We start from the raw sequence: 18,957 nt of genomic DNA on the forward strand, positions 1-18,957 counted from the left end.
CTCGTGTTGAACACCGAGAAGTGGAGACCATGGCAGAGTCGCTGGCCGAATCCCCGTCCGCCCGTGCAACCGGGCGCAAACGCGGTCCGTCGTTGGGCGATGTCGCAGCGCACGCGGGCGTCTCCACGCAGACCGTGTCGCGGGTGGCGAACGGCCTCACCAACGTCGAGGAGACCACGCGTCAGCGTGTCCTCGCCTCGATGCAGGCGCTGGGCTACCGTCCGAATCGCGCGGCGCGGGCGCTGCGGTCCGGCCGCTTCCGGAACATCGGCGTGGTCATGTTCACCCTGTCGTCCTACGGCAACATGCGGACGCTGGATGCCATCGCCGTGTCAGCGGCGACCGCGGGCTACTCGATCACGGTCGTCCCGGTCGAACGCCCGACACAGCAGGATGTGAGCGTCGCGCTCAGCCGTCTGCTGGAGCAGGCGGTCGACGGCATCATCGTCGTGATCGAGGCGCACATCGTCGACCGTGCCGACGTCGAGCTGCCGTCCGGGCTGTCGGTCGTGGTCGTCGACTCGACCGAGCGCCCCGACTACCCGCAGGTCGACACGGACCAGGCGGAGGGTGCGCGGCAGGCCACCCAGCACCTGCTCGATCTCGGCCATCGCACGGTCTGGCACATCTCCGGTCCCGGCGACTCGTATTCGGCCGCACGCAGGGAGGAGTCGTGGCGCCGGACGCTGGAGGCGGCGGGAGCTTCTGTGCCGGAGGTCTTCCGCGGTGATTGGTCGACCTCGGCCGGTTACCGCCACGGGCAGGAGATCGCCGCGCGCCCCGAGATCACGGCCGTCTTCGCGGCGAACGACCAGATGGCCCTCGGCGTTCTGCGCGCCCTCCACGAGGCGGGCCGGCGGGTGCCGGAGGACGTCAGCGTCGTCGGATTCGACGACATGGCCGAGTCGGACTCGTTCTGGCCGCCGCTGACGACCATCCATCAGGAGTTCGAGGCCATCGGCCGCCGCGCCCTCGAACTGCTGATCGCGGAGATCGAGGCGCGCCCGGAGCCGGTGCGCTCCTCGGTGCTCCACACGCGACTGGTCGTGCGCGCGAGCACGGCCGCACCGCCGGCCTCCTGACCGGCGGGCCGCTCGCTACGAGGGCTCTTCGTCCGCTTCGAGCGACTCGTCCGCATCCACGAAGTCGTCGTCGGTCTCGGTGGCCTCAGTGGCCGCCGCGGCCTGCGCCTCCGCCAGTTCGCTGGCCTCGTCCTCGTGCCGGTGTCTCGCCATGGGTTCCCCTCTCGACACCTCATCTTCTCGTAGACCCGGCACGAGCGGAGAGCCCCGAGCCGTTTCTGAGAATCGACTCATGTTCGAAACAAACGTCCGGTATGGTCTCGCCCACCGAACGCTCACGGACGAAGCATCCCTGGAGGATCACCGTTGGAACCACGGAACACCGCACCTCGGAGGCGGCTGCGGCGCCTCCTCCCCGCCGTCCTCGCAGCCACCCTGATCGGCGCCAGCCAGATCGCACTCAGCACTCCGGCCGCCGCCGCTGACGGCACACCCGGTGCGACAGCGATCGGGGACTCGCTCTTCCGCGGTATCGGCAACGGCGGCTACGACGTCACGCACTACGACGTGGCGCTCGCGTTCAACGCCGACAAGAGCATCACCGCCACGACCCTGATCACCGCAACGGCGACGCAGGCGCTCTCCTCGTTCTCCCTCGACTTCGAGGGTCTCACCGTCTCGTCGGTGCTCGTCAACGGAACCCCGGCGACGTTCAGCCGGACGAGCGATCCGAGCATCAGCTCATACAAGCTGGTCGTCACGCCGGCGTCGACGGTGACCGGCGACTTCACCGTGGCGGTTGCCTACTCAGGCACCCCGGTCACGCACGTGGATCCCGACGGATCGAGCGAGGGATGGGTCTCCACCTCCGACGGGGCGACCGCCCTCGGCCAGCCGGTCGGCACCATGACCTGGCTTCCCAGCAACAACACCCCTTCCGACAAGGCCACCTACGACATCACCATCGACGCCCCGACGACGATCGACGGCGTCTCCGCTGCCGCCGTCAGCAACGGTGAGCTCGTCGCGAAGACGCCCAGCGGCGACGGGAGCCGCACCTCCTGGCACTGGCGGCAGACGCGGCCGATGGCCACCGAACTGGCGATGATCACCATCGGCAAGTACCTCGTCTACGAGTCGGATATCGCGCTCGCGGTGAGCGGTAGGACCATCCACGAATGGACCTTCGTCGACCCGGCCGTCACGACCACGAACCAGGCGACGATCCAGACGCGCCGTGCCGCACTCCCCGAGATCCTCAACTACCTCGAGTCGAAGTACGGCGCCTACCCGGGCGGGAGCACGGGCTTCGTCGTCGACATCACCTCCCTCGGCTACGCCCTGGAGACCCAGGATCGCCCCTATTTCGAACGCTCCGTCTCGTCGGGCACGTTCATCCACGAGCTGGCGCACCAATGGTTCGGCGACTCGGTGACGCCGGCCGACTGGAACAGCATCTGGCTCAACGAGGGCCCGGCCACGTTCATCCCCACCCAGTACAACCAGGACCACGGCAGCAGCACCACGACGGCCTCGTCGCTGTTCACCACCTGGAACACGACTGCGGCGAGCAGCGCCCGCTGGACCATTCCCTCCGCAGCCATGTCCGACCCGGCCGACCTCTTCGACTGGCAGGTCTACACCCGGGGCGCGATGACCCTGGAGGCGTTGCGCCAGTCCGTCGGCCAGGCCGCTTTCGACGCCATCATGAAGACCTGGGTGCAGCGCTACGCCGGTCAGAGCAAGACGACCGAGGACTTCATCGCGCTCGCCGAAGAACTCTCCGGTCGCGATCTGGGCGCCTTCTTCCAGGACTGGGTCTACGACGCCGACAAGCCGGCGTGGCCGTCGACGTGGACGCTCGGCCTGACCTCCGACCCGGTGGACGGCGAGGTCGCCCCTCAACAGGAGATCACCTACACCCTGACCGCGAACAACACGGGCCAGGTCCCGTTGACCGGCGCGACCGCGACAGTCGACCTCGCCGACGTGCTCGACGATGCGGCCATCGACGCATCGTCGCTCCCGACCGGTCTGGCGCTGAACGGCTCCACCCTCACCTGGACCGTGCCGGACACCGCGACGAGCGGCACGGCGACCGTCGCCTTCACCGCGGTCGTCGCGAAGACCTCTTCGGGCGGCACGCTCACCGCGACGGCCTCGGTGGGAGCACTGGGCGCGACCTGTGCGGACTGCTCCTCGACCCTCACGACGCCGGTCATCTCCGGTCCGGACCCGATCACCGAGGCCGACCTGACCGATGCGACCCGCGGCCCGGTGCGCGTGCCGGCGACAGCCGTTCCGGGTGGCGTGGTCCGCGTGACGATCGTCGGCGGGGCGCACGAGGGCGAGACGGTCACTCCCGTGCTCTTCTCGACCCCGCGGCCGCTCGCGGCGGCCGTCGTCTCCGGCGGGGCCTTCTCGGTCACCATTCCGGCGGACGCCCCACTGGGAGCGCACAAGCTGGCGATCGTCGATGCCCAGGGCGACCTGATCGGCTGGGGCGCTCTGACCCTGGTCGCCGCCGTGGGTTCGTCGGATCCGCAGACCGAGTCGGCCGCCACGGGCTCCGGCGCACTCGCCAGCACAGGCTCGTCGGTGACACTGCCGCTCAGCATCGCCTCCGGAGTGCTCTTGGCCGGAGTTGCAGCGCTGCTGCTGGCGGGGTGGCGTCGCCGTCGGGCGACACGAATGACGGCCGTGGCCCCGTCACAGGACTAGCCCCCGGCGCGGAGGTCGGCCGCAAATGAAAAGCCCCGCTGAACGGCAATGCCTGTTCAGCGGGGCTTCTCTACTGTCTCAACCAGTGGGGTGTGTATAAACACAGTGCGCCACGAGGGATTCGAACCCCCAACCTTCTGATCCGTAGTCAGATGCTCTATCCGTTGAGCTAGTGGCGCATGACCCGCACGCGGACCGGATACGAGCTTACATGACGGCATCCAAGACCGCCAATTGACGGCGGAGAGCGACCTGGCGGTAGGACGTCTCGATGAGCTCGGAGGTCTCCGACCAATCCCGGGTGCCCCGATCGAGGTCGATGGCGAGCCAGCCGCTCGGGCCCCAGTACTTCGGGACGAACACGCGCGGGTCCTCACGCCAGGCCGGCGCTTCCGCGGGATCCGGTTTGAAGACGAGGGTGTCCGGGCGGTCCATCGGAGCCCCGAGCGCGGCGAATGCACGGCCCTTCTCGCCGGCCTTCCACGAGGGGCGGCCGTGGTTCAGCGTCTCGACTGCCTCGGGCAGGCCTAGGCAGAGGCTTCGGATGCGCTCCACGAGAGCATCGCCCTCCTCGAAGAGCAGTGGATGCTCCATCAGCGTGTCCTCCGCATCACCGGAAGACCTCGTCCAGGAAGCACACCAGCGCCCGCCAGCTCCGCGCGTCGGCGAGGGGACGGTACCGGTCCGTGCCCGGGATGGTGAACGCATGCGGTGCACCCGAGTACGTGTTCACCTGCCAGTCGACGTGCGGAGCGCCGCGCAGCTCCTGCTCGAACGCAACCACCGCTTCATCGGGAACGACCGGGTCGTCGCCGCCGGTCAGCACCAGCAGGGAGGCGGCGATCTGCGCCGCGTCGGACGGATCGTGCGCGATCAGGCCGCCGTGGAACGAGGCGACGCCGCGGGCAGGGGCACCGGTGCGCGCGAACTCGAGGGCGGCCGTCCCCCCGAAGCAGTAGCCGATGACGGCGAGGCGTGCGGGGTCGACGGCGGGATGCTGCTGCAACCAGCTGAATCCTGCAGCCACCCGGGCGCGAAGCAGCGGGAGGTCGTTGTAGTACTTGCCGGCCTCCGCGGGCGCCGCGTCTCCGGCCGGCCGCACGCCGGTCCCGTAGAGGTCGGCGGCGAAGGCGACGTACCCGGACCGCGCCAGCATCTGGGCGCGCATCCGCACGTTGTCGCCGACGCCGTGCCAGTCGTGCAGCACCAGCACCGCCGGCCGTCGCTCGTCGGCCTGCGCATCCCGTGCCAGGTATCCCTCGAGCGGGACTCCCTCGTGTTCGTACGCCACCGTCTCAGCCTCGATGACCGAGCGCTCACCGATCGGGACCTGCTCGAGCAGGGCCTGGAAGGCGGGGGCGAGAGCGGGCGACGGGCTGTCGTTCGTCACAGGGCGGCTCCTGGGTCGTCACGTCGCGCGGACGGCAGGCGCCGTCGGCGGCCGGGTCTGCTGTGACGTGGTCGCGGGATGCGCGCGGGAGCCGTCGGGTGCGGGTCGGGTTCCCACGCGTTCACACTACCGCGGGTTCCCTCGGAGCACGACGGACGTACGATGGGCCACATGGCCACCGAGTTCAGCGATCAGACGGATGCGAGCCGCTACGCGATGCACGTCGACGGCGAGCTCGTCGGCATGCTCGACTACCGCATCCTCGGCGACTCCATCTCCCTGACGCGCGCCTTCACCGTGCCGCACCACCGGGGCAAGGGCTACGCCGCGCAGCTGGTCGAGTACGCGGTCGGCGAGATCGAGAAGGGCGGGACGCTGCGGATCGTGCCGATGTGCTGGTACGTGGCCGACTGGTTCGAGGCGCACCCGGAACGCGCTGCCCTGCTGCAGCGCCGGGCGGGCTGACCGCTCGATGACAGCTGAGGGGTCGGCCGTTCCTTCGCGTCTCGTCGCGCGGGTCTCGCGGTTCGGCGACCCTACGGCCATGGTGCTGGCCCGTGAGGCGGTGCGTCCGCCGCGGGGCAACGAGGTCGTCGTGCGAGTGACGCACGCCTCCCTCGGCGCGACGGATGTACTGGCCCGGCGCGGCGGGTACGTGCTGCAGCCGGCCCCCGGCTTCATCACGGGATACGACTTCGTCGGTGAGCTCGTCACGGAGTCGGCGGTGTCGGTCGCCCTGGGCCTGCGCGTCGGTGCCCGGGTGGTCGCCGCGCTTCCGCGGATGGGCGCTCACGCGACGTTCGTGACGGTCGCTCCGACACTGCTCGTCGCCCTCCCCGCGGACCTCGACCCGGCGACGGCCGCGGTGCTCCCGCTCGACGGGGTGACAGCGGGTCACGCCCTCGATCTCGCCGGCGCGGGGGACAGCATCCTGGTGCAGGGCGCGTCCGGAGCCGTCGGGATGCTCGCCGCGCAGCTGGCCCTGCGTGCCGGACGGACCGTGATCGGCACCGCCTCCGCCCGCAGCCGTGCCGCGATCGCCGACCTCGGCATCCCGCTGGTCGACTACGGCGCTTCCGACTGGCCCGCCCTGGTTCGCGAGGCGGCGGGCGGCGGGGTGGATGCGGCGATCGACCACACGGGCTCACCGCGCGTCCGCGAGGTGCTCGCCTCCGAGGGCGTGCTCGTCCGCACGGGCTTCGCCGGGCGCGCCGGGCAGGAGCGGGCCGACGCCGTCCGGGGGTTCGCCCGGGCCGCGCGCGACCGGTCGGAGCGCATCTGCAGCGCCCCGCTGTTCATCGCAACCCGCCGCACCGCCTACCGCCGCCTCCTCTCGTCGCTTCTTGCCGACGTCGCCGCCGGCGGGTTGCGCACGGCGGAGCCGGTGGAGTTCCCGCTCTCCGAGGTGTGGGAGGCGCACCGGGCGGCCGAGTCAGCGGCGCCGGGACGCAAGGTCGTCCTCACGATGGTCTGAGCCGGCTCAGAACGCGAACATCTGCCCCAGCACGACCACGGCGATGATGAAGAGCACGACGATCCCCGCGATGGTGACCACCGCGCGAGCCGACAGGCGCGCGATCCCGAAGCCGACCAGGAACGGCAGCGCCAGGCAGCCGAGCGCGAGCACCCACCAGAAGGCCGCATAACCGCCCGCCGACGCTGACTCCAGGCGCCCGCCGAACAGCTTCTGGGTCGTGGGATGCGTCGCGAACGCGATGCAGGCCGACAGCGGATACGCGATCAGCACGGCGGTGATGAGGCCTGCGAACGCCCCCCAGAGCCCCCGCTTCTCGCCCAGCTGGAGCGTCTCCTCGTGGTGCGGCCCTTGGCGGCTCTTGGTGCTCATGGCGCACAGCATAGCCAGCGGCCCGGCCGCCGGGAATGCAGCAGAACGTCGGCGCTCAGGGCCGTCAGAAGTCGTCGTCGGAGCCGATGACGACCGGCACGCACTCCGAGAAGCGGTACCGGATCAGTTCGGGCCACAGCGTCGAATCGCACAGGTCGAACACATCCATCACTGCCGCCCCGCCGATGTGCGATGGCAGGCGCAGCTCGAAGGGCGGTTCGCTTGTCCGTTCGAACTCGATCTCGAAGGCATCGTCGTCGCGCTCCAGCACGGCGAGAACTGTCTCCATGGTGGCCCTCCCTCGACGGATGGATCGTCTGTTCCCACCGTTACGCCCCGACGTCGTCGTGGCAAGCCCTGGCGTGCCGGCATCCTGTCGTCGATTGGCAGCATTCTTTCTGGCACTTGGTGTCATAATCGGCTGACAACCCGACGAGGAAGGGACGACGATGACCGAATCGAAGCCGCTGACGGCGCACAGCACCATCGGCGAATGGCTGGATCACCCGAAGGGCGCTCCGCTCATCCAGGGGCTGCTCGCCCAGGCGGGAGTCGGCGAGGAGATGCTCGCGCCGGTGCGGGGGCTTCCGCTCCAGCAGCTGGTCGCGCTCAGCCAGGGGCAGCTGCCGCAGTCCGTCGTCGACGACCTGGTGCTGCAGGCCAACGACGGCGTCATGCCCGAGGATGTGGAGACCGGCTGGGTGGAGAAGGTCACCCCTGGTCGCTTCGACGGCCGCACGGTGATCGTCACCGGCGCTGCGTCGGGGATCGGCCGGGCGACCGCGTCCCGCATCGCCCGCGAGGGCGGCCGGGTGATCGCCGTGGACATCTCCGCGGAGCGCCTGGACGAGCTCGCGTCGAGCCTCCCGGCCGGCGCGGTCACCACCGTGGTGGGCGACATCACCAAACAGGACGACATCGACAGCATCGTGGCCGCCGCCGGAGACCGCATCGACGCCCTGGCGAACGTCGCGGGCGTCAACGACGACTTCTCGCCGGCGCACGAGACCTCCGACGCCGTCTGGGACCGTACGATCGGCATCAATCTGACCGGCGGGTTCAAGCTCACGCGGGCGGTGCTCCCCGCCATGCTGCAGGCGGGTGCCGGCTCGATCGTCAACGTGGCGTCGGAGGCCGGCCTGCGCGGGAACGCGTCCGGCACCGCGTACACCGTCTCCAAGCACGGCGTCATCGGTCTCACCCGCAGCACGGCGTTCATGTATGGTCCGCAGGGCATCCGGGTCAATGCCGTCGCCCCGGGCGGAGTGGCCACCGGCATCCCGATGCCCCCGCACCCGTCGGAGGCCGGGACCGCGCGACTCACCCCGTTCCAGCAGCAGATCCCGACCATCGCGACCGCCGAGCAGCTGGCCGCGTCGATCACCTTCCTGCTCAGCGACGACGGCGTCAACATCAACGGCGCGGTGCTTCCGAGCGACGGCGGCTGGTCGGTCCAGTAACTGCCGCAGGGGGTGTCGGTCAGCTGCGCTGGTCGCGCCTCGAACGGATGGCGTAGGCGGTGCCGGCCGTGAGCGCTGCGAGCAGCAGCACGCGGCCGGCCTGCTTGCGCCGGCCGCCCCAGCCACCCGTCACGCCGAGCGGAGCGCCGGACGGCCTGTCGAGGTTTCCGGATGTCGGAGCGGCCGGCGCCTTCCGGAACTGGCCGATCTCCGTCTCCCGCGCGATCGCCGCCTCCACCGCCTGAGGGTGCCGACGGTGCCGGCGGACCATCGCCCTGCCGGCGCCGCTGACCGTCCGCTCCGGTGCCCCCGGCCGCTTCCATGCGGCGAGAATCTGCTTCACCGCATCCGTCGGCGGATAGACCGGAGGAAGGGCCTGCAGGGCGCGGCCGGTGCGGTTGCCCGCGTGCTGGAAGATCGGGGTGTCCAGGGTGGGCGGCAGCACCGTCACCACGTGCACCGGCGACGTCGCCAGCGACAGCTCGGAACGCAGGCTGCGCCCGAGGGCGATCACCGCGGCCTTCGACATCGAGTACGCCGCCGTGTACGGCTGCGGCACCTCTCCGAGGATGGATGCGACGTTGATGATGGTGCCGGATCGCTGGCGCAGCATGACGCGCAGGGCGCTCCTGCTGCCGTTCGCGTAGCCGTGGATGTCGACGTCGATGATGCGCTCGAACTCGGCAGGCGGCTGCTCCCAGAACACTCCGTAGCTGCTCACCGCGGCCGCGTTGATCCACACGTCGAGCCGGCCGTGACGGGCGATGGCGGTGTCGACGGCGCGGTCGCTCGTCTCGCGGTCGGCCGTGTCGCCGGCCACCGTGACGACATCGCTGGCTCCCTTGGCCGTGCACTCGGCGGCGACGTCCTGAAGGGCGGTTGCGCCGCGGGCGACGAGCACCAGCCTCGCGTGACGCTTGGCGAACTCCAGGGCGGTTCCCCGGCCCAGGCCGCTGGATGCTCCGGTGATGACGACGACAGGGGATGCGCTCATGCCGCCGACGGTAGGCGCTGTTGCCGGATGCCGTGAGGCCTTGACAGCGTCATACTCGCGCGGTGGCCGCGCGTGAAGGGTCTGCCGCGCCCCGACCGCCGGTCCGACGATCGGGGGACAGCAGAAGGAGAACACCATGACCGCCACCGACAACGACACCGGCTTCCGCCGCGCCAAGCGGCCCCGTTCCATCATCGCCGGCCCCTATGGACACCCGTTCCACGCGACCGTCGTCACCATCCCGATCGGCGCCTGGACGGCAGCCGTCGTGTTCGATATCGCGGCCCTGCTCGGTGCCGCGCCGGGCGCGCTGGCGACGGGTGCTCTGTGGCTCGTGGTGATCGGCGTCATCGGCGGCGTCGTGGCCGCGATCCTCGGGCTGCTCGACTTCTCCCAGCTCCCGGCGGGCACGAAGGTGAAGCGCACCGCCGTCTGGCACCTGATCTTCAACTCCACGGCGCTCGTGCTGTTCATCATCAGTGCGATCGTTCGCGAGGGGGACCCCGACCATCCCAGCGTTGCGGGCTTCGTGCTCGCGCTGATCGGCATCTTCGTCGTCGGTGTCTCCGGCTTCCTGGGCGGTGAGCTCGCCTACCGTCACGGCGTCCGCGTCGCCGACGAGCGGGACCAGCAGCGCGCCTACGACGCATGAGCCCGGACCACCCCGTGAGCGTGACCGGCTACGGTTCTGATGTGTCGCGCATCCAGGAAGTCGCCCGCGAGTCCTTCGGCTGGGAGCAGCTGCGCCCTGGCTTGGCCGAGGCCATTGAGGTGCTGCTCGGCGGGGGCGATGTGCTCGCCGTCATGCCGACCGGGTACGGCAAGTCGTCGCTCTATCAGGTGACAGGCGCCATCCTCGACGGCGTGACCATCGTCGTCTCGCCGCTGATCTCCCTGCAGGAGGATCAGGTGCGCGCGCTCAGCGAGGCGAGGGATGTGCCGCGCGCGGTCGCCATCAACTCCTCCGCCGGACAGCGCGAACGCGAGCGCGACTGGGAGGCGCTGGAGTCGGGCGAGGCCGGATTCGCCTTCCTCGCTCCTGAGCAGCTCGCCAACCCGGAGGTGCGTGAGCGGCTGCGCGCCGTCGACGTCTCGCTGTTCGCGGTCGACGAGGCGCACTGCGTCTCCTCGTGGGGCCATGACTTCCGCCCCGACTACCTGCTGCTCGGCGACGTCATTGACGAACTGGGCCATCCACCGGTCGTCGCGATGACGGCGACTGGAGCGCCTCCCGTGCGCGCCGAGATCTCCGAGCGGCTGGGCCTCCGCAAACCGCGGTTGTTCGCGACAGGGTTCGACCGCCCGAATCTCCGGCTGGAGGTGGTGCGTCACGAAGAGGATGCGGCGAAGCGTGCCGCCGTCGTGGAGCAGATCCGCGGGCTGGAGGGGGCCGGGCTCGTCTACGTCGCCACTCGCAAGGATGCCGAGCTGTACGCCGATGAGATCGGGGAGGCCGGCATCCCGGCGGCGGCATATCACGCCGGACTGCGCCGAGCCGAGCGCGACGACGTCTACGAGCGCTTCATGGACGGGCGCGCCCGCGTGGTCACGGCCACCAGCGCCTTCGGGATGGGCATCGACAAGCACGACGTGCGCTCGGTCGTCCACGCGTCGGTGACCGACTCCCTCGACAGCTACTACCAGGAGGCGGGACGGGCGGGCCGCGACGGCGAGCCGGCTCGGGTCACCTTGCACTATCGACCGGAGGATTTCGCCCTCACCAAGTTCTTCTCCGGCGGCGGACCGGACGCCGACGAGCTCGCCCGCGTCTTCGGGGCGATCGCCCTCGAGCCGGGCATCACCCGTGCAGGCCTCGCGGAACGCGTGCGGATCAGTGTGCGCTCGCTCGGGCGGCTTCTCGGCCTGCTGCGGGATGCGGACGTGCTGTCCGGGAGCGACGACGATCTCCGTGCGGCCGATGTCGTTCCGGGCGATGCGGCCGCGAAGGCGGTCGCCGAAGCAGAGTCGCGACAGCGCATCGAGCACTCCCGCGCGCAGCTGATGCAGGAGTATGCCGAAACCGGAATGTGCCGTCGTCAGTTCCTGCTGGGCTACTTCGGCGAGGAGCTTCCCGAGCCGTGCGGCAACTGCGACACCTGCTCCTCCGGAAGCGCACAGCGCTGGGCAGCCGAGCACGACGCGATCCGGGAGGACCAGTTCCCGCTCGCCGCGCGCGTACGCCACGAGACGTGGGGCGCGGGCGTCGTCATGCACACCGAGGCGGACCGGCTCACCGTGTTCTTCGACGACGCGGGCTACAAGGTCCTCTCGCTCTCGGCCGTGACGGACGCCGGACTGCTCGAGGTCGTCAGTCCGGCCGCCTGACCTCCACTCGGCTCCACCCGATCGCGGGCGTGCACCGGTACGCCTAACTCCTCAGTCGGCCACCTCGGGTACGGGGTTCGCGCGACGGCGTCACGATCCCGGCTTCGCTTCGTCTCCATTGATGTGCCCTCCTGACGCCGCGGCGTCCGGCACGGCACGTCCAATGCCGTCCAACTGACTGGGGTACCCGATGCCGGCTCGGTCCACCGCGAGCAATCGCACCTTCCGACAAGCGATTCTCTGCGCACTCACGATGCTGGCGGTGCTGGTCGGAGTCTGGGCTCCGGCAGCGGCAGCCTCCGCCGCTCCAGCTCACGAGCCGTGCCCCGCACAGCGAGATGCTGCTTCCTGCGACGCCGACGGCGACACGGTGCCGGATACCGTCGAGCGAGTGGTCGCCGGTACTGCTACGGGAGCCACGGGGCGCGAAGACGCCGACAAGGATGGCGTCCCGGACTGGACCGAGGTGATGGCCTGCGGGACGGCGCGATGTGCATCCCCCACCACAGATAGTGCTGGCGACGGAATCCCGGACTACGCACGCATACTTACCTGCGGTTCGGCGGCGTGTTACACGGACAATACCGACAGCAATCGCAACGGGGTGCCGCGCTGGGCGAGTGTGGTGATCTGCGGAACCACGGAATGTGCAACGGGGCACGAGGACTACGACGCCGACGGCGTCTCCGATGCCATTCAGCTGGCCGCCTGCGTGAAGCCGCGGGGGGATCTGGCGTCGACGGGTCAGGCGATCGCGATCTGGCTGATCATTGCGTTCGCGGCCGGGCTGATCGTGACCGGCGTGATGCTGGCGCGGAAGCGCGCGCTGTTCGCCGCCGCCGTCCGCCCCAGTGGGATCGCGTGATGCGGTTCTCGACGCCGCGCCTCCGGTGGATGACGCGCGGGCTGATCGGGGGCGTAGCCGTCGTCGCCCTGACACTGTCCGGAACCGTCACGACCGCTGAGGCGTCGCCGGCAGAGACATCGCGTCGTGTCGCGGCAGCCACGCTCGCCGAGGTCCGTGCTGCCGCAGCCGAACAGGAGGTGCGCGTCAGAGAAGAAATCGAGGCTCCCGCACCGCAAGCTCAGGGGACCATCCGACCGGGAACCGAATCGACGGTTCAGGCCAAGGACTTGGGCGCGTCGGCCACCTTCTCCGGCAACGGTGTCGCGTCGTCGCTCACGGTGAACGTCGGCGCGGCGCCGGCCAACGCTTTGCGCGCTGCCAAGGCCGAGGCGCCCGGCGCAGGTGCGCCGGTGTCGGACCCGGTCGAAATCACCGCCGTGAACGACGCCGGCGAGCAGGTCACACAGTTCCCGGCCTCGACGGAGAACAGGCGGGGAGGTGGCGACAATGGCCCGGTCGTCTCAGACGTCATCCCCGGCATCGCCCTCGAACTGAAACCGGACCTCTCGGCCGTCAAGGCAAAAAGCCTCGATCCTTCGACCCTGCAGATCTACACCCGAGAGGGTGCGGGCGAGCCCTGGACAGCGCTGCCGTCCTACTACGACGCGAAGGCCGGTGTCGTGAAGGGTGTGTCCACGCACCTCTCGCAGTTCGTCGTGATCGGCATCCCGTTCCCGGTCCCGGCCGGTCCCGTGGTCGTGCTCGATCCGGACAACGACGAGGGACGTGCGTCGACCCCCGCGCCGCCGGTCACCGAGCTCGGGTACAATATCCAACTTGCGCAACAGGTGGCGGCACTCTTGGAGCAGGACTGCCGGGCGACGGTCACGATCACACGACAAGACCCGAACCAGCCATTCGTCCCGCGCGAGATCCGAGCGGGGATGGCAGCTGCCGCCGATCCCGTCGCTACATTGGGGATCGGCTTCAACACCAATCAGGGAACCGCGTGGGGATCGCCCGGCGATGGGGGATCCCAGGTGTACTCCCGGGGCGGGGCGCCCGACGACGCGCTCTCCAACGCACTGGTCGGTGTGCTGCCCACCTATACCAACCGGCCCGCAAAGAGCCTTGGCAACAATGGGAACTTCCCGGGCGACGAGTTCGCGGGACTTCCCAACGCGTTCACCCACGTGGAGCCGCTGTTCCTCGACCACAACTACGACCGTCCCGTCATCAATGAAGGGATGACGGACATTGCCAACGGTGTCCTGACCGGACTCGGCGTCTACCTGGAATCGCAGGGCTTCGACTGCACGGACCCCGTGACCGGCGGCTGGCCATCCCCGCCGTCCGCGGCGGAGATCGCGCGGTGGCGCCAGCTGGGACACCAGAACCACCAGACCTATGGTGGCGAGCCGTTCTCGTTCTCCACGGGGAACCTGATCGAGGACGAGAAATTGTTCTCGCTCCCCGGCCCCGGAGGATCGGTGACCGACCTGACCCTCACGTACAACTCGCAGGACGGACGGCTGACACGCGTGGGTGCCGGCTGGTCGTTCGAATGGGGTGCACGCGCCCAACGCTTCATTGACGGCTCGGTGATGGTGGTCCGCGGCGATGGGGCGTCCTTCGTGTTCACTGCAGACGGCCATGGCGGGTATACGACGGCCGACGCCGGGGTGCACCAGACGCTGTCCGAGGTACCGGGAGGGAAACTCCGGTTGACCGATGTCTCGGGCGAATCCTGGGTCTTCGACGCCTCCAACATCGACGGCATCGGCAACCTCGTCTCATACACGGACGACCAAGGACACGTGACCACCCTGGCCTACGGGCCGGCGACGGACCCGAAGGCCTCCCAGTTCTATCCGCTCGCCTCCATCACGGACCCGGCAGGCCAGGTCATCTCGGTCGGCTCGGACGCTCTGGGTCGGGTTACGGGTTTCACGCGCCCGGGCGGTGATCGGTGGGGACTCGCGTACGACGGCGAAGGGAACCTCGCGACGATCACCCTTCCCGACGGGCGGACGCATTCGTTCACCTACGACGATGCCCACCAGCTGCTGACGGGGACTGACGCCACCGGAGCGCTGTACCTCAAGAACCAGTACGACAGCCAGGGACGTGTGGTCAAGCAGTGGGACGTTCAGGGCAACGTTCGAACGCTCGACTACTCCACCCAGGGTCAGACCACGTACACGGACAACCTCGGACGTGTCTCGGTGTATTTCTACGATGCCCAGTCGCGGATCACGAAGGTACAGCATCCCGACGGCACCACCGCATCGTTCCGCTTCGACGCGGACAACAACGTGACGTCGTCAACGGACGAGAACGGCGCACGGACGGCCTATACCTACGACCAGTCAGGGAACCTGACCTCGGAGACTGCACCGGATGGTGTTGTGACGAAGTACACGTACAGCACCTCGGGCCACGTGGCAACCAAGACCGACGCCGGGGGACCGGGCGGCTCCCCGCGCACGTGGACATACGACTATGACGGTTCCGGGCGCACGGTCGCGGTGCATCAGCCGGATGCCACGATCGTGCGTTACGCCTACGACGCGGCAGGGAACCTGGTCTCCTCCGAGCAACCCTCCGGAGCAACCACGACCTATAACTATGACGCGGCGGGGCGGCCGGCGTCGCAAACCGATCCCGCCGGGGGCGTCACACGGTACTCGTACGATGCGGCCGGACGGATGCTCTCGCAGGTCGACCCCGGCGGCCACTCCACCCGCTACAGCTGGGATTCGGGCGACCGCGTCGTCACGGCGACCAACGCGGTGGGAAGTGTGTTCCGTTATGGGTGGGAACCGAACGACCACCTCGCTTCGCTGACCGATCCCACCGGAGCCGTTACGAAGTACTCGTGGGACGCGATGTTCCACCTGACCGACTCGACGAGTCCGTCAGGGGCCGTGACCACGTATGGCTACACGGCTGAGGATTCACTGTCGAAGCGGTCGGACCCCCTTGGCGGCACGGCGTCCTTCACCAGCGACGCGCGAGATCGAACGGTGAAGACCGTCGACCCGAATGGCGGGACGTGGAGCTATTCCTATGACAGCGTCGGAAACCTGACATCCGTCGTCTCTCCCGAGGGCGGAAAGACGTCTTACGCGTATGACACCCACGGCAACCTGACAGCGGAGACGAGCCCCACCGGGAGCAAGACGCGCTACAGCTACGACAGCGTCGGCCGTCTCATCAAGCAGATCGACGCGGACGGCGTCACCACCTCGTACGCCTACGACCTGATGGACCGCGTCGCCCGTATCACCGATGGTCGTGGAAAGCACACGGACCTGGCCTACGACTCCGACGGCAACCTCACCTCGGTCACAGACCGCGGCGGAGCCGTAACGGCCTACCGCTACGACGTGGTGGGCCGGGTCGTCTCCCAGACGAGCCCGTCGGGCGACGTCACCTCCTTCGGCTACGACTCGGACGGCAATGTCACCTCTGTCACGGATGCCTTGGGTCGGACCCGGTCCTACTCCTATGACGCACTCGAGCAACTCGTCGCGGCGACCGATGCAGAGGGAAGCGCGACCGCGTACGCATACGACGCCAACGGTCGCACCACCTCCGTCACCGACCCGAACGGCAACGTGACCGCTTTCGCGTATGACGGTGATGGCAATCAGGTAAGCACCACGGATCCACTCGGAGGGGTGACCCAGTATGGATGGGACGCCGCCGGAAACCAGACCTCCGTCACGGACGCGAAGGGCCACCGCACTCTCTACAGCTACGACCCGGCCGGTCAGCTGGTCAAGGTCACGGAAGGCCGTAAGTCGGGAGCGAAACCCTCGCCCGACACGAATGTCGTCTCGACGTACACCTACGATCGCGACGGCAACCTTGCGACGATCACCGACCCGAACGGGCACACCACTCGATACACGTCCGACGCATCGGGACGGACGACCTCCGAAACGAACCCCGTCGGCAACACGACGAGCTGGATGTACACACCGGCAGGGCGGATTGCCAAGACCACCTTTGGTACGGGGGCGACCACCGCACTTTCCTACGACAAGCGAGGTGACCTGGTCAGGCAGGACCAGGCCGGCGCTGTGGCGACTTACGAGTACGACGCGGAGCAGCGTTTGATCGCGATGACCGATCCCACGGGCGTCTCCGGCTGGGTCTATGACGATGACGGCCGCGTCACCACCCAGATCGACCAGTCGGGCGGCCGACTCGCGAACGCGTACGACAAGGCGGGCCAGCTCGCGTCCATGACGCTGCCGACCGGCCAGAAGCTGACGTACACGTACGATCGGGCGGGCAAGACGACATCCCAGTCGTCGCCCTGGGGGTCACTGGCCTACGCGTGGGATCCGGCGGGCAACCTGACCGAACTGCAACGCTCGACCGGCGTCACTACGACGTACGCATACGACGGGTCGAACCGCGTCACCGATGTGCGGCACTCCACGCCGGCGGTTGTCGCCGGGACGACATCCACGCCGTCGCCGAAACCTGCTGCCTATGCTTCGGGGGACGCCACGGCTGCCAAGTGCACCACGGTCGCCGGCTACTTGTCCGCCCGGAGCGCCCCGGCGGCGGGGGAGAGCACGCTGTGCACCCACACGAACACCTATCTGAAGGGTCGGACTCTCCCAACGGCGTCCAAACCTGTACCCGACGGCGGTTCCCTCGCTTACCACTACGACTACGACGCCGACGGCAACCTCGCGGGGGCGAGCCGCACCGTCGCTCAGCCGACGCAGGAGTTCGCCCCAAAGCCCGGCTCCACCCACCCGTCGGGTACGTCGGGGCGGTCGACCGACTCGACGCCCGCCGCGAAGGCGGCACCGATATCGAACGTGACCTCCGTGACTTACGGATACGACCGGCTCGACCGGCTGGCGACGTCTCAGACGTCGTCGGCCGAGAAGAACATGTACGGCTATGACGCCGCGGGTAACCGGACATCGTGGTCTCGGTCGGGCGCGAAGGACGGGGACTTCGCGCAGACGGCGACGTTCAACGACGCCAACCAGCTGACGCAATCCGTGACCACGGGTTCTGGTCGTGGAGTCTCCGCTGGCGTCGCCTCGTATTCGTATGACGGCGCCGGGAACCGGGTGTCGCAGGCGGTAGCGGGGACGGGAACTTCATTCGCGTACTACGCGGCAGGTCAGGTGGGTGCCGTAACGCGTGAGGGCCGGTCGACAACCTATGCCTATGACGGTCTGGGGCGCCGGGCGTCGGTGACGGATCAGTCGAGGTATGGCACGTCGACCACCCGCAACAGTTACGACGGTGCCGAGCTGGTGCAAGCGAACGTGTCCGGTCAGGGGACCACAACGCTGGTCCGGGATGCTGCGGGTGCGTTGGCTGAGCATGTGACCTCCACGGGTGAGGCGACATGGGATCTGCTGGATGGGCTGGGTTCGACGGTCGCAGGTGCTCGGGCGGGTTCGGTGACCGAATTGTCTTCGTACGATGATTGGGGAGCTCAGCGTTTCGAGTCGAGCGGTTGGTCGGCTCCGGAGTCGTATACCGGTCATCCGCAGGATGTGACGCAGGGTCAGGTGCACACGTTCGCTCGCAGCTATGACCCGGCGACCGGCAGTTGGACGACCCCGGACAGTTGGCGTGGTCTGCTGACGGAGCCGGCCTCCCTGGCCCGGTACCGTTACGTGTCGAGCAACCCGGTCACGTTCCTGGACCCGGACGGTCACAAGTGCGCGCCACGTACTGGTGCCAGCGATGCGCTCCCACTCGGGTGCGGCGCACCGCCCCACAAGGCATACCAAGACGTGAAGATGCCACCCGAGCCGCCGCCCTACACCCCCGCGAAGAAGGACCCGAAGACACCCGCGGCCAAGGGGCCGGGCGACAAGAATGACCTAGGTGAGCGACACGGCTGCCCGAGTAGTCAGACTGCGTCTCTTAATGCCTACACCGACAAGGGCTGCGTCTCGGATGACGAACTCAAAAGGCAGGCTGAAAACTGGGGAAAGTTCTTCGATTTCCTGGGATTTGTCGGCGCAGCGGCAGGCCTAGCGTCGCTGATCCCGGGGTTCCAATGGCTCGCGCCAATCGCGCTCGTGGCGAGCATGGCGGGGACGATTTACAGCTGCCTTGCCGGAGGGTCGCGCCTGACAGGATGCATCGTCGGTGTGGTTACGACACTCATTCCGGCCGTCGGCGGCGCGATCGGAAAGGCTGCACGAAAGCAACTTACCGACTGGATAGACGATGCTTTGAAGGCTTTGGGCGTAGCCGGAAACACAACAGGCGTTGCCCACGGTTGGGGTTAGCCCAGTGCCGGCGAAAAGTGCGCGGAGAAAACACGATTGGAGCGGCCGATGAGCAATAGCCCTGA

General features: G+C 68.7%; 15 protein-coding genes and 1 tRNA gene. 9 read left to right on the forward strand and 7 right to left on the reverse strand.

The window, feature by feature from the left end; genetic code table 11:
- Positions 1-29 precede the first annotated feature (29 nt).
- Positions 30-1,082, forward strand: a complete 1,053-nt coding sequence (locus tag AXZ95_RS02080; protein ID WP_018189337.1) for a LacI family DNA-binding transcriptional regulator — start codon at positions 30-32, stop codon at positions 1,080-1,082.
- A gap of 15 nt (positions 1,083-1,097) precedes the next feature.
- On the opposite strand, the gene AXZ95_RS19550 is transcribed toward AXZ95_RS02080, so the two are convergent.
- Positions 1,098-1,235 (reverse strand): hypothetical protein, encoded by a 138-nt coding sequence (locus AXZ95_RS19550; RefSeq protein WP_018189338.1) that lies wholly within the window; start codon positions 1,233-1,235, stop codon positions 1,098-1,100.
- A 153-nt stretch (positions 1,236-1,388) separates the two neighbouring features.
- Between AXZ95_RS19550 and AXZ95_RS02085 the strand changes: the two genes are divergently transcribed.
- Entirely contained in the window at positions 1,389-3,743 is a 2,355-nt protein-coding gene (locus tag AXZ95_RS02085) for a M1 family aminopeptidase (RefSeq protein WP_018189339.1), read from the forward strand.
- Between the two features lie 106 nt (positions 3,744-3,849).
- Here the strand turns inward: AXZ95_RS02085 and AXZ95_RS02090 are convergent.
- The 3 genes from AXZ95_RS02090 to AXZ95_RS02100 all read right to left on the reverse strand — a co-directional run bounded on the left by AXZ95_RS02090 (position 3,850) and on the right by AXZ95_RS02100 (position 5,133).
- Positions 3,850-3,922, reverse strand: a tRNA-Arg gene (locus AXZ95_RS02090).
- A 28-nt stretch (positions 3,923-3,950) separates the two neighbouring features.
- A complete protein-coding gene (locus AXZ95_RS02095) occupies positions 3,951-4,337 on the reverse strand; it encodes an MmcQ/YjbR family DNA-binding protein (RefSeq protein WP_018189340.1) in 387 nt (128 codons plus the stop codon).
- 16 nt (positions 4,338-4,353) lie between these two features.
- Positions 4,354-5,133 (reverse strand): dienelactone hydrolase family protein, encoded by a 780-nt coding sequence (locus AXZ95_RS02100; RefSeq protein WP_018189341.1) that lies wholly within the window; start codon positions 5,131-5,133, stop codon positions 4,354-4,356.
- Between the two features lie 171 nt (positions 5,134-5,304).
- On the opposite strand from AXZ95_RS02100, the gene AXZ95_RS02105 reads away from it, so the two are divergent.
- Positions 5,305-5,598: a GNAT family N-acetyltransferase gene (locus tag AXZ95_RS02105; RefSeq protein ID WP_018189342.1), complete on the forward strand. Its 294-nt coding sequence runs from the start codon at positions 5,305-5,307 to the stop codon at positions 5,596-5,598.
- Between the two features lie 79 nt (positions 5,599-5,677).
- Entirely contained in the window at positions 5,678-6,607 is a 930-nt protein-coding gene (locus tag AXZ95_RS02110) for a zinc-binding dehydrogenase (RefSeq protein ID WP_018189343.1), read from the forward strand.
- A 6-nt stretch (positions 6,608-6,613) separates the two neighbouring features.
- Here AXZ95_RS02110 and AXZ95_RS02115 read toward each other — a convergent pair whose 3' ends face one another.
- Both AXZ95_RS02115 and AXZ95_RS02120 read right to left on the reverse strand, forming a co-directional pair.
- Positions 6,614-6,979 carry a hypothetical protein gene (locus AXZ95_RS02115; RefSeq protein WP_018189344.1) on the reverse strand — a complete coding sequence of 122 codons (366 nt, stop codon included), beginning with the start codon at positions 6,977-6,979 and terminating at the stop codon, positions 6,614-6,616.
- Positions 6,980-7,043: 64 nt separating this feature from the next.
- A complete protein-coding gene (locus tag AXZ95_RS02120; protein ID WP_018189345.1) occupies positions 7,044-7,268 on the reverse strand; it encodes a hypothetical protein in 225 nt (74 codons plus the stop codon).
- Between the two features lie 160 nt (positions 7,269-7,428).
- Here AXZ95_RS02120 and AXZ95_RS02125 point away from each other — a divergent pair, with 160 nt between their 5' ends.
- Complete coding sequence (locus tag AXZ95_RS02125) at positions 7,429-8,439, forward strand: SDR family oxidoreductase (RefSeq protein WP_018189346.1); 1,011 nt, start codon at positions 7,429-7,431, stop codon at positions 8,437-8,439.
- 19 nt (positions 8,440-8,458) lie between these two features.
- Here AXZ95_RS02125 and AXZ95_RS02130 read toward each other — a convergent pair whose 3' ends face one another.
- Positions 8,459-9,433 carry an SDR family NAD(P)-dependent oxidoreductase gene (locus AXZ95_RS02130; protein ID WP_043742126.1) on the reverse strand — a complete coding sequence of 325 codons (975 nt, stop codon included), beginning with the start codon at positions 9,431-9,433 and terminating at the stop codon, positions 8,459-8,461.
- 136 nt (positions 9,434-9,569) lie between these two features.
- Here AXZ95_RS02130 and AXZ95_RS02135 point away from each other — a divergent pair, with 136 nt between their 5' ends.
- From AXZ95_RS02135 to AXZ95_RS02150, 4 genes are all read left to right on the forward strand, one after another.
- Complete coding sequence (locus AXZ95_RS02135; RefSeq protein ID WP_018189348.1) at positions 9,570-10,085, forward strand: DUF2231 domain-containing protein; 516 nt, start codon at positions 9,570-9,572, stop codon at positions 10,083-10,085.
- 41 nt (positions 10,086-10,126) lie between these two features.
- A complete protein-coding gene (locus AXZ95_RS02140) occupies positions 10,127-11,758 on the forward strand; it encodes an ATP-dependent DNA helicase RecQ (protein WP_133638745.1) in 1,632 nt (543 codons plus the stop codon).
- A gap of 391 nt (positions 11,759-12,149) precedes the next feature.
- On the forward strand, positions 12,150-12,623 hold the full coding sequence (locus AXZ95_RS19750; protein WP_231374306.1) for a hypothetical protein: 474 nt from the start codon (positions 12,150-12,152) through the stop codon (positions 12,621-12,623).
- Complete coding sequence (locus tag AXZ95_RS02150) at positions 12,623-18,892, forward strand: RHS repeat-associated core domain-containing protein (protein ID WP_231374307.1); 6,270 nt, start codon at positions 12,623-12,625, stop codon at positions 18,890-18,892. Before AXZ95_RS19750 ends, AXZ95_RS02150 begins: the two co-directional genes overlap by 1 nt.
- The last annotated feature ends 65 nt before the right edge of the window (positions 18,893-18,957 follow it).

Source organism: Leifsonia sp. 115AMFTsu3.1 (genome assembly GCF_004362795.1).
Taxonomy (GTDB): domain Bacteria; phylum Actinomycetota; class Actinomycetes; order Actinomycetales; family Microbacteriaceae; genus Leifsonia.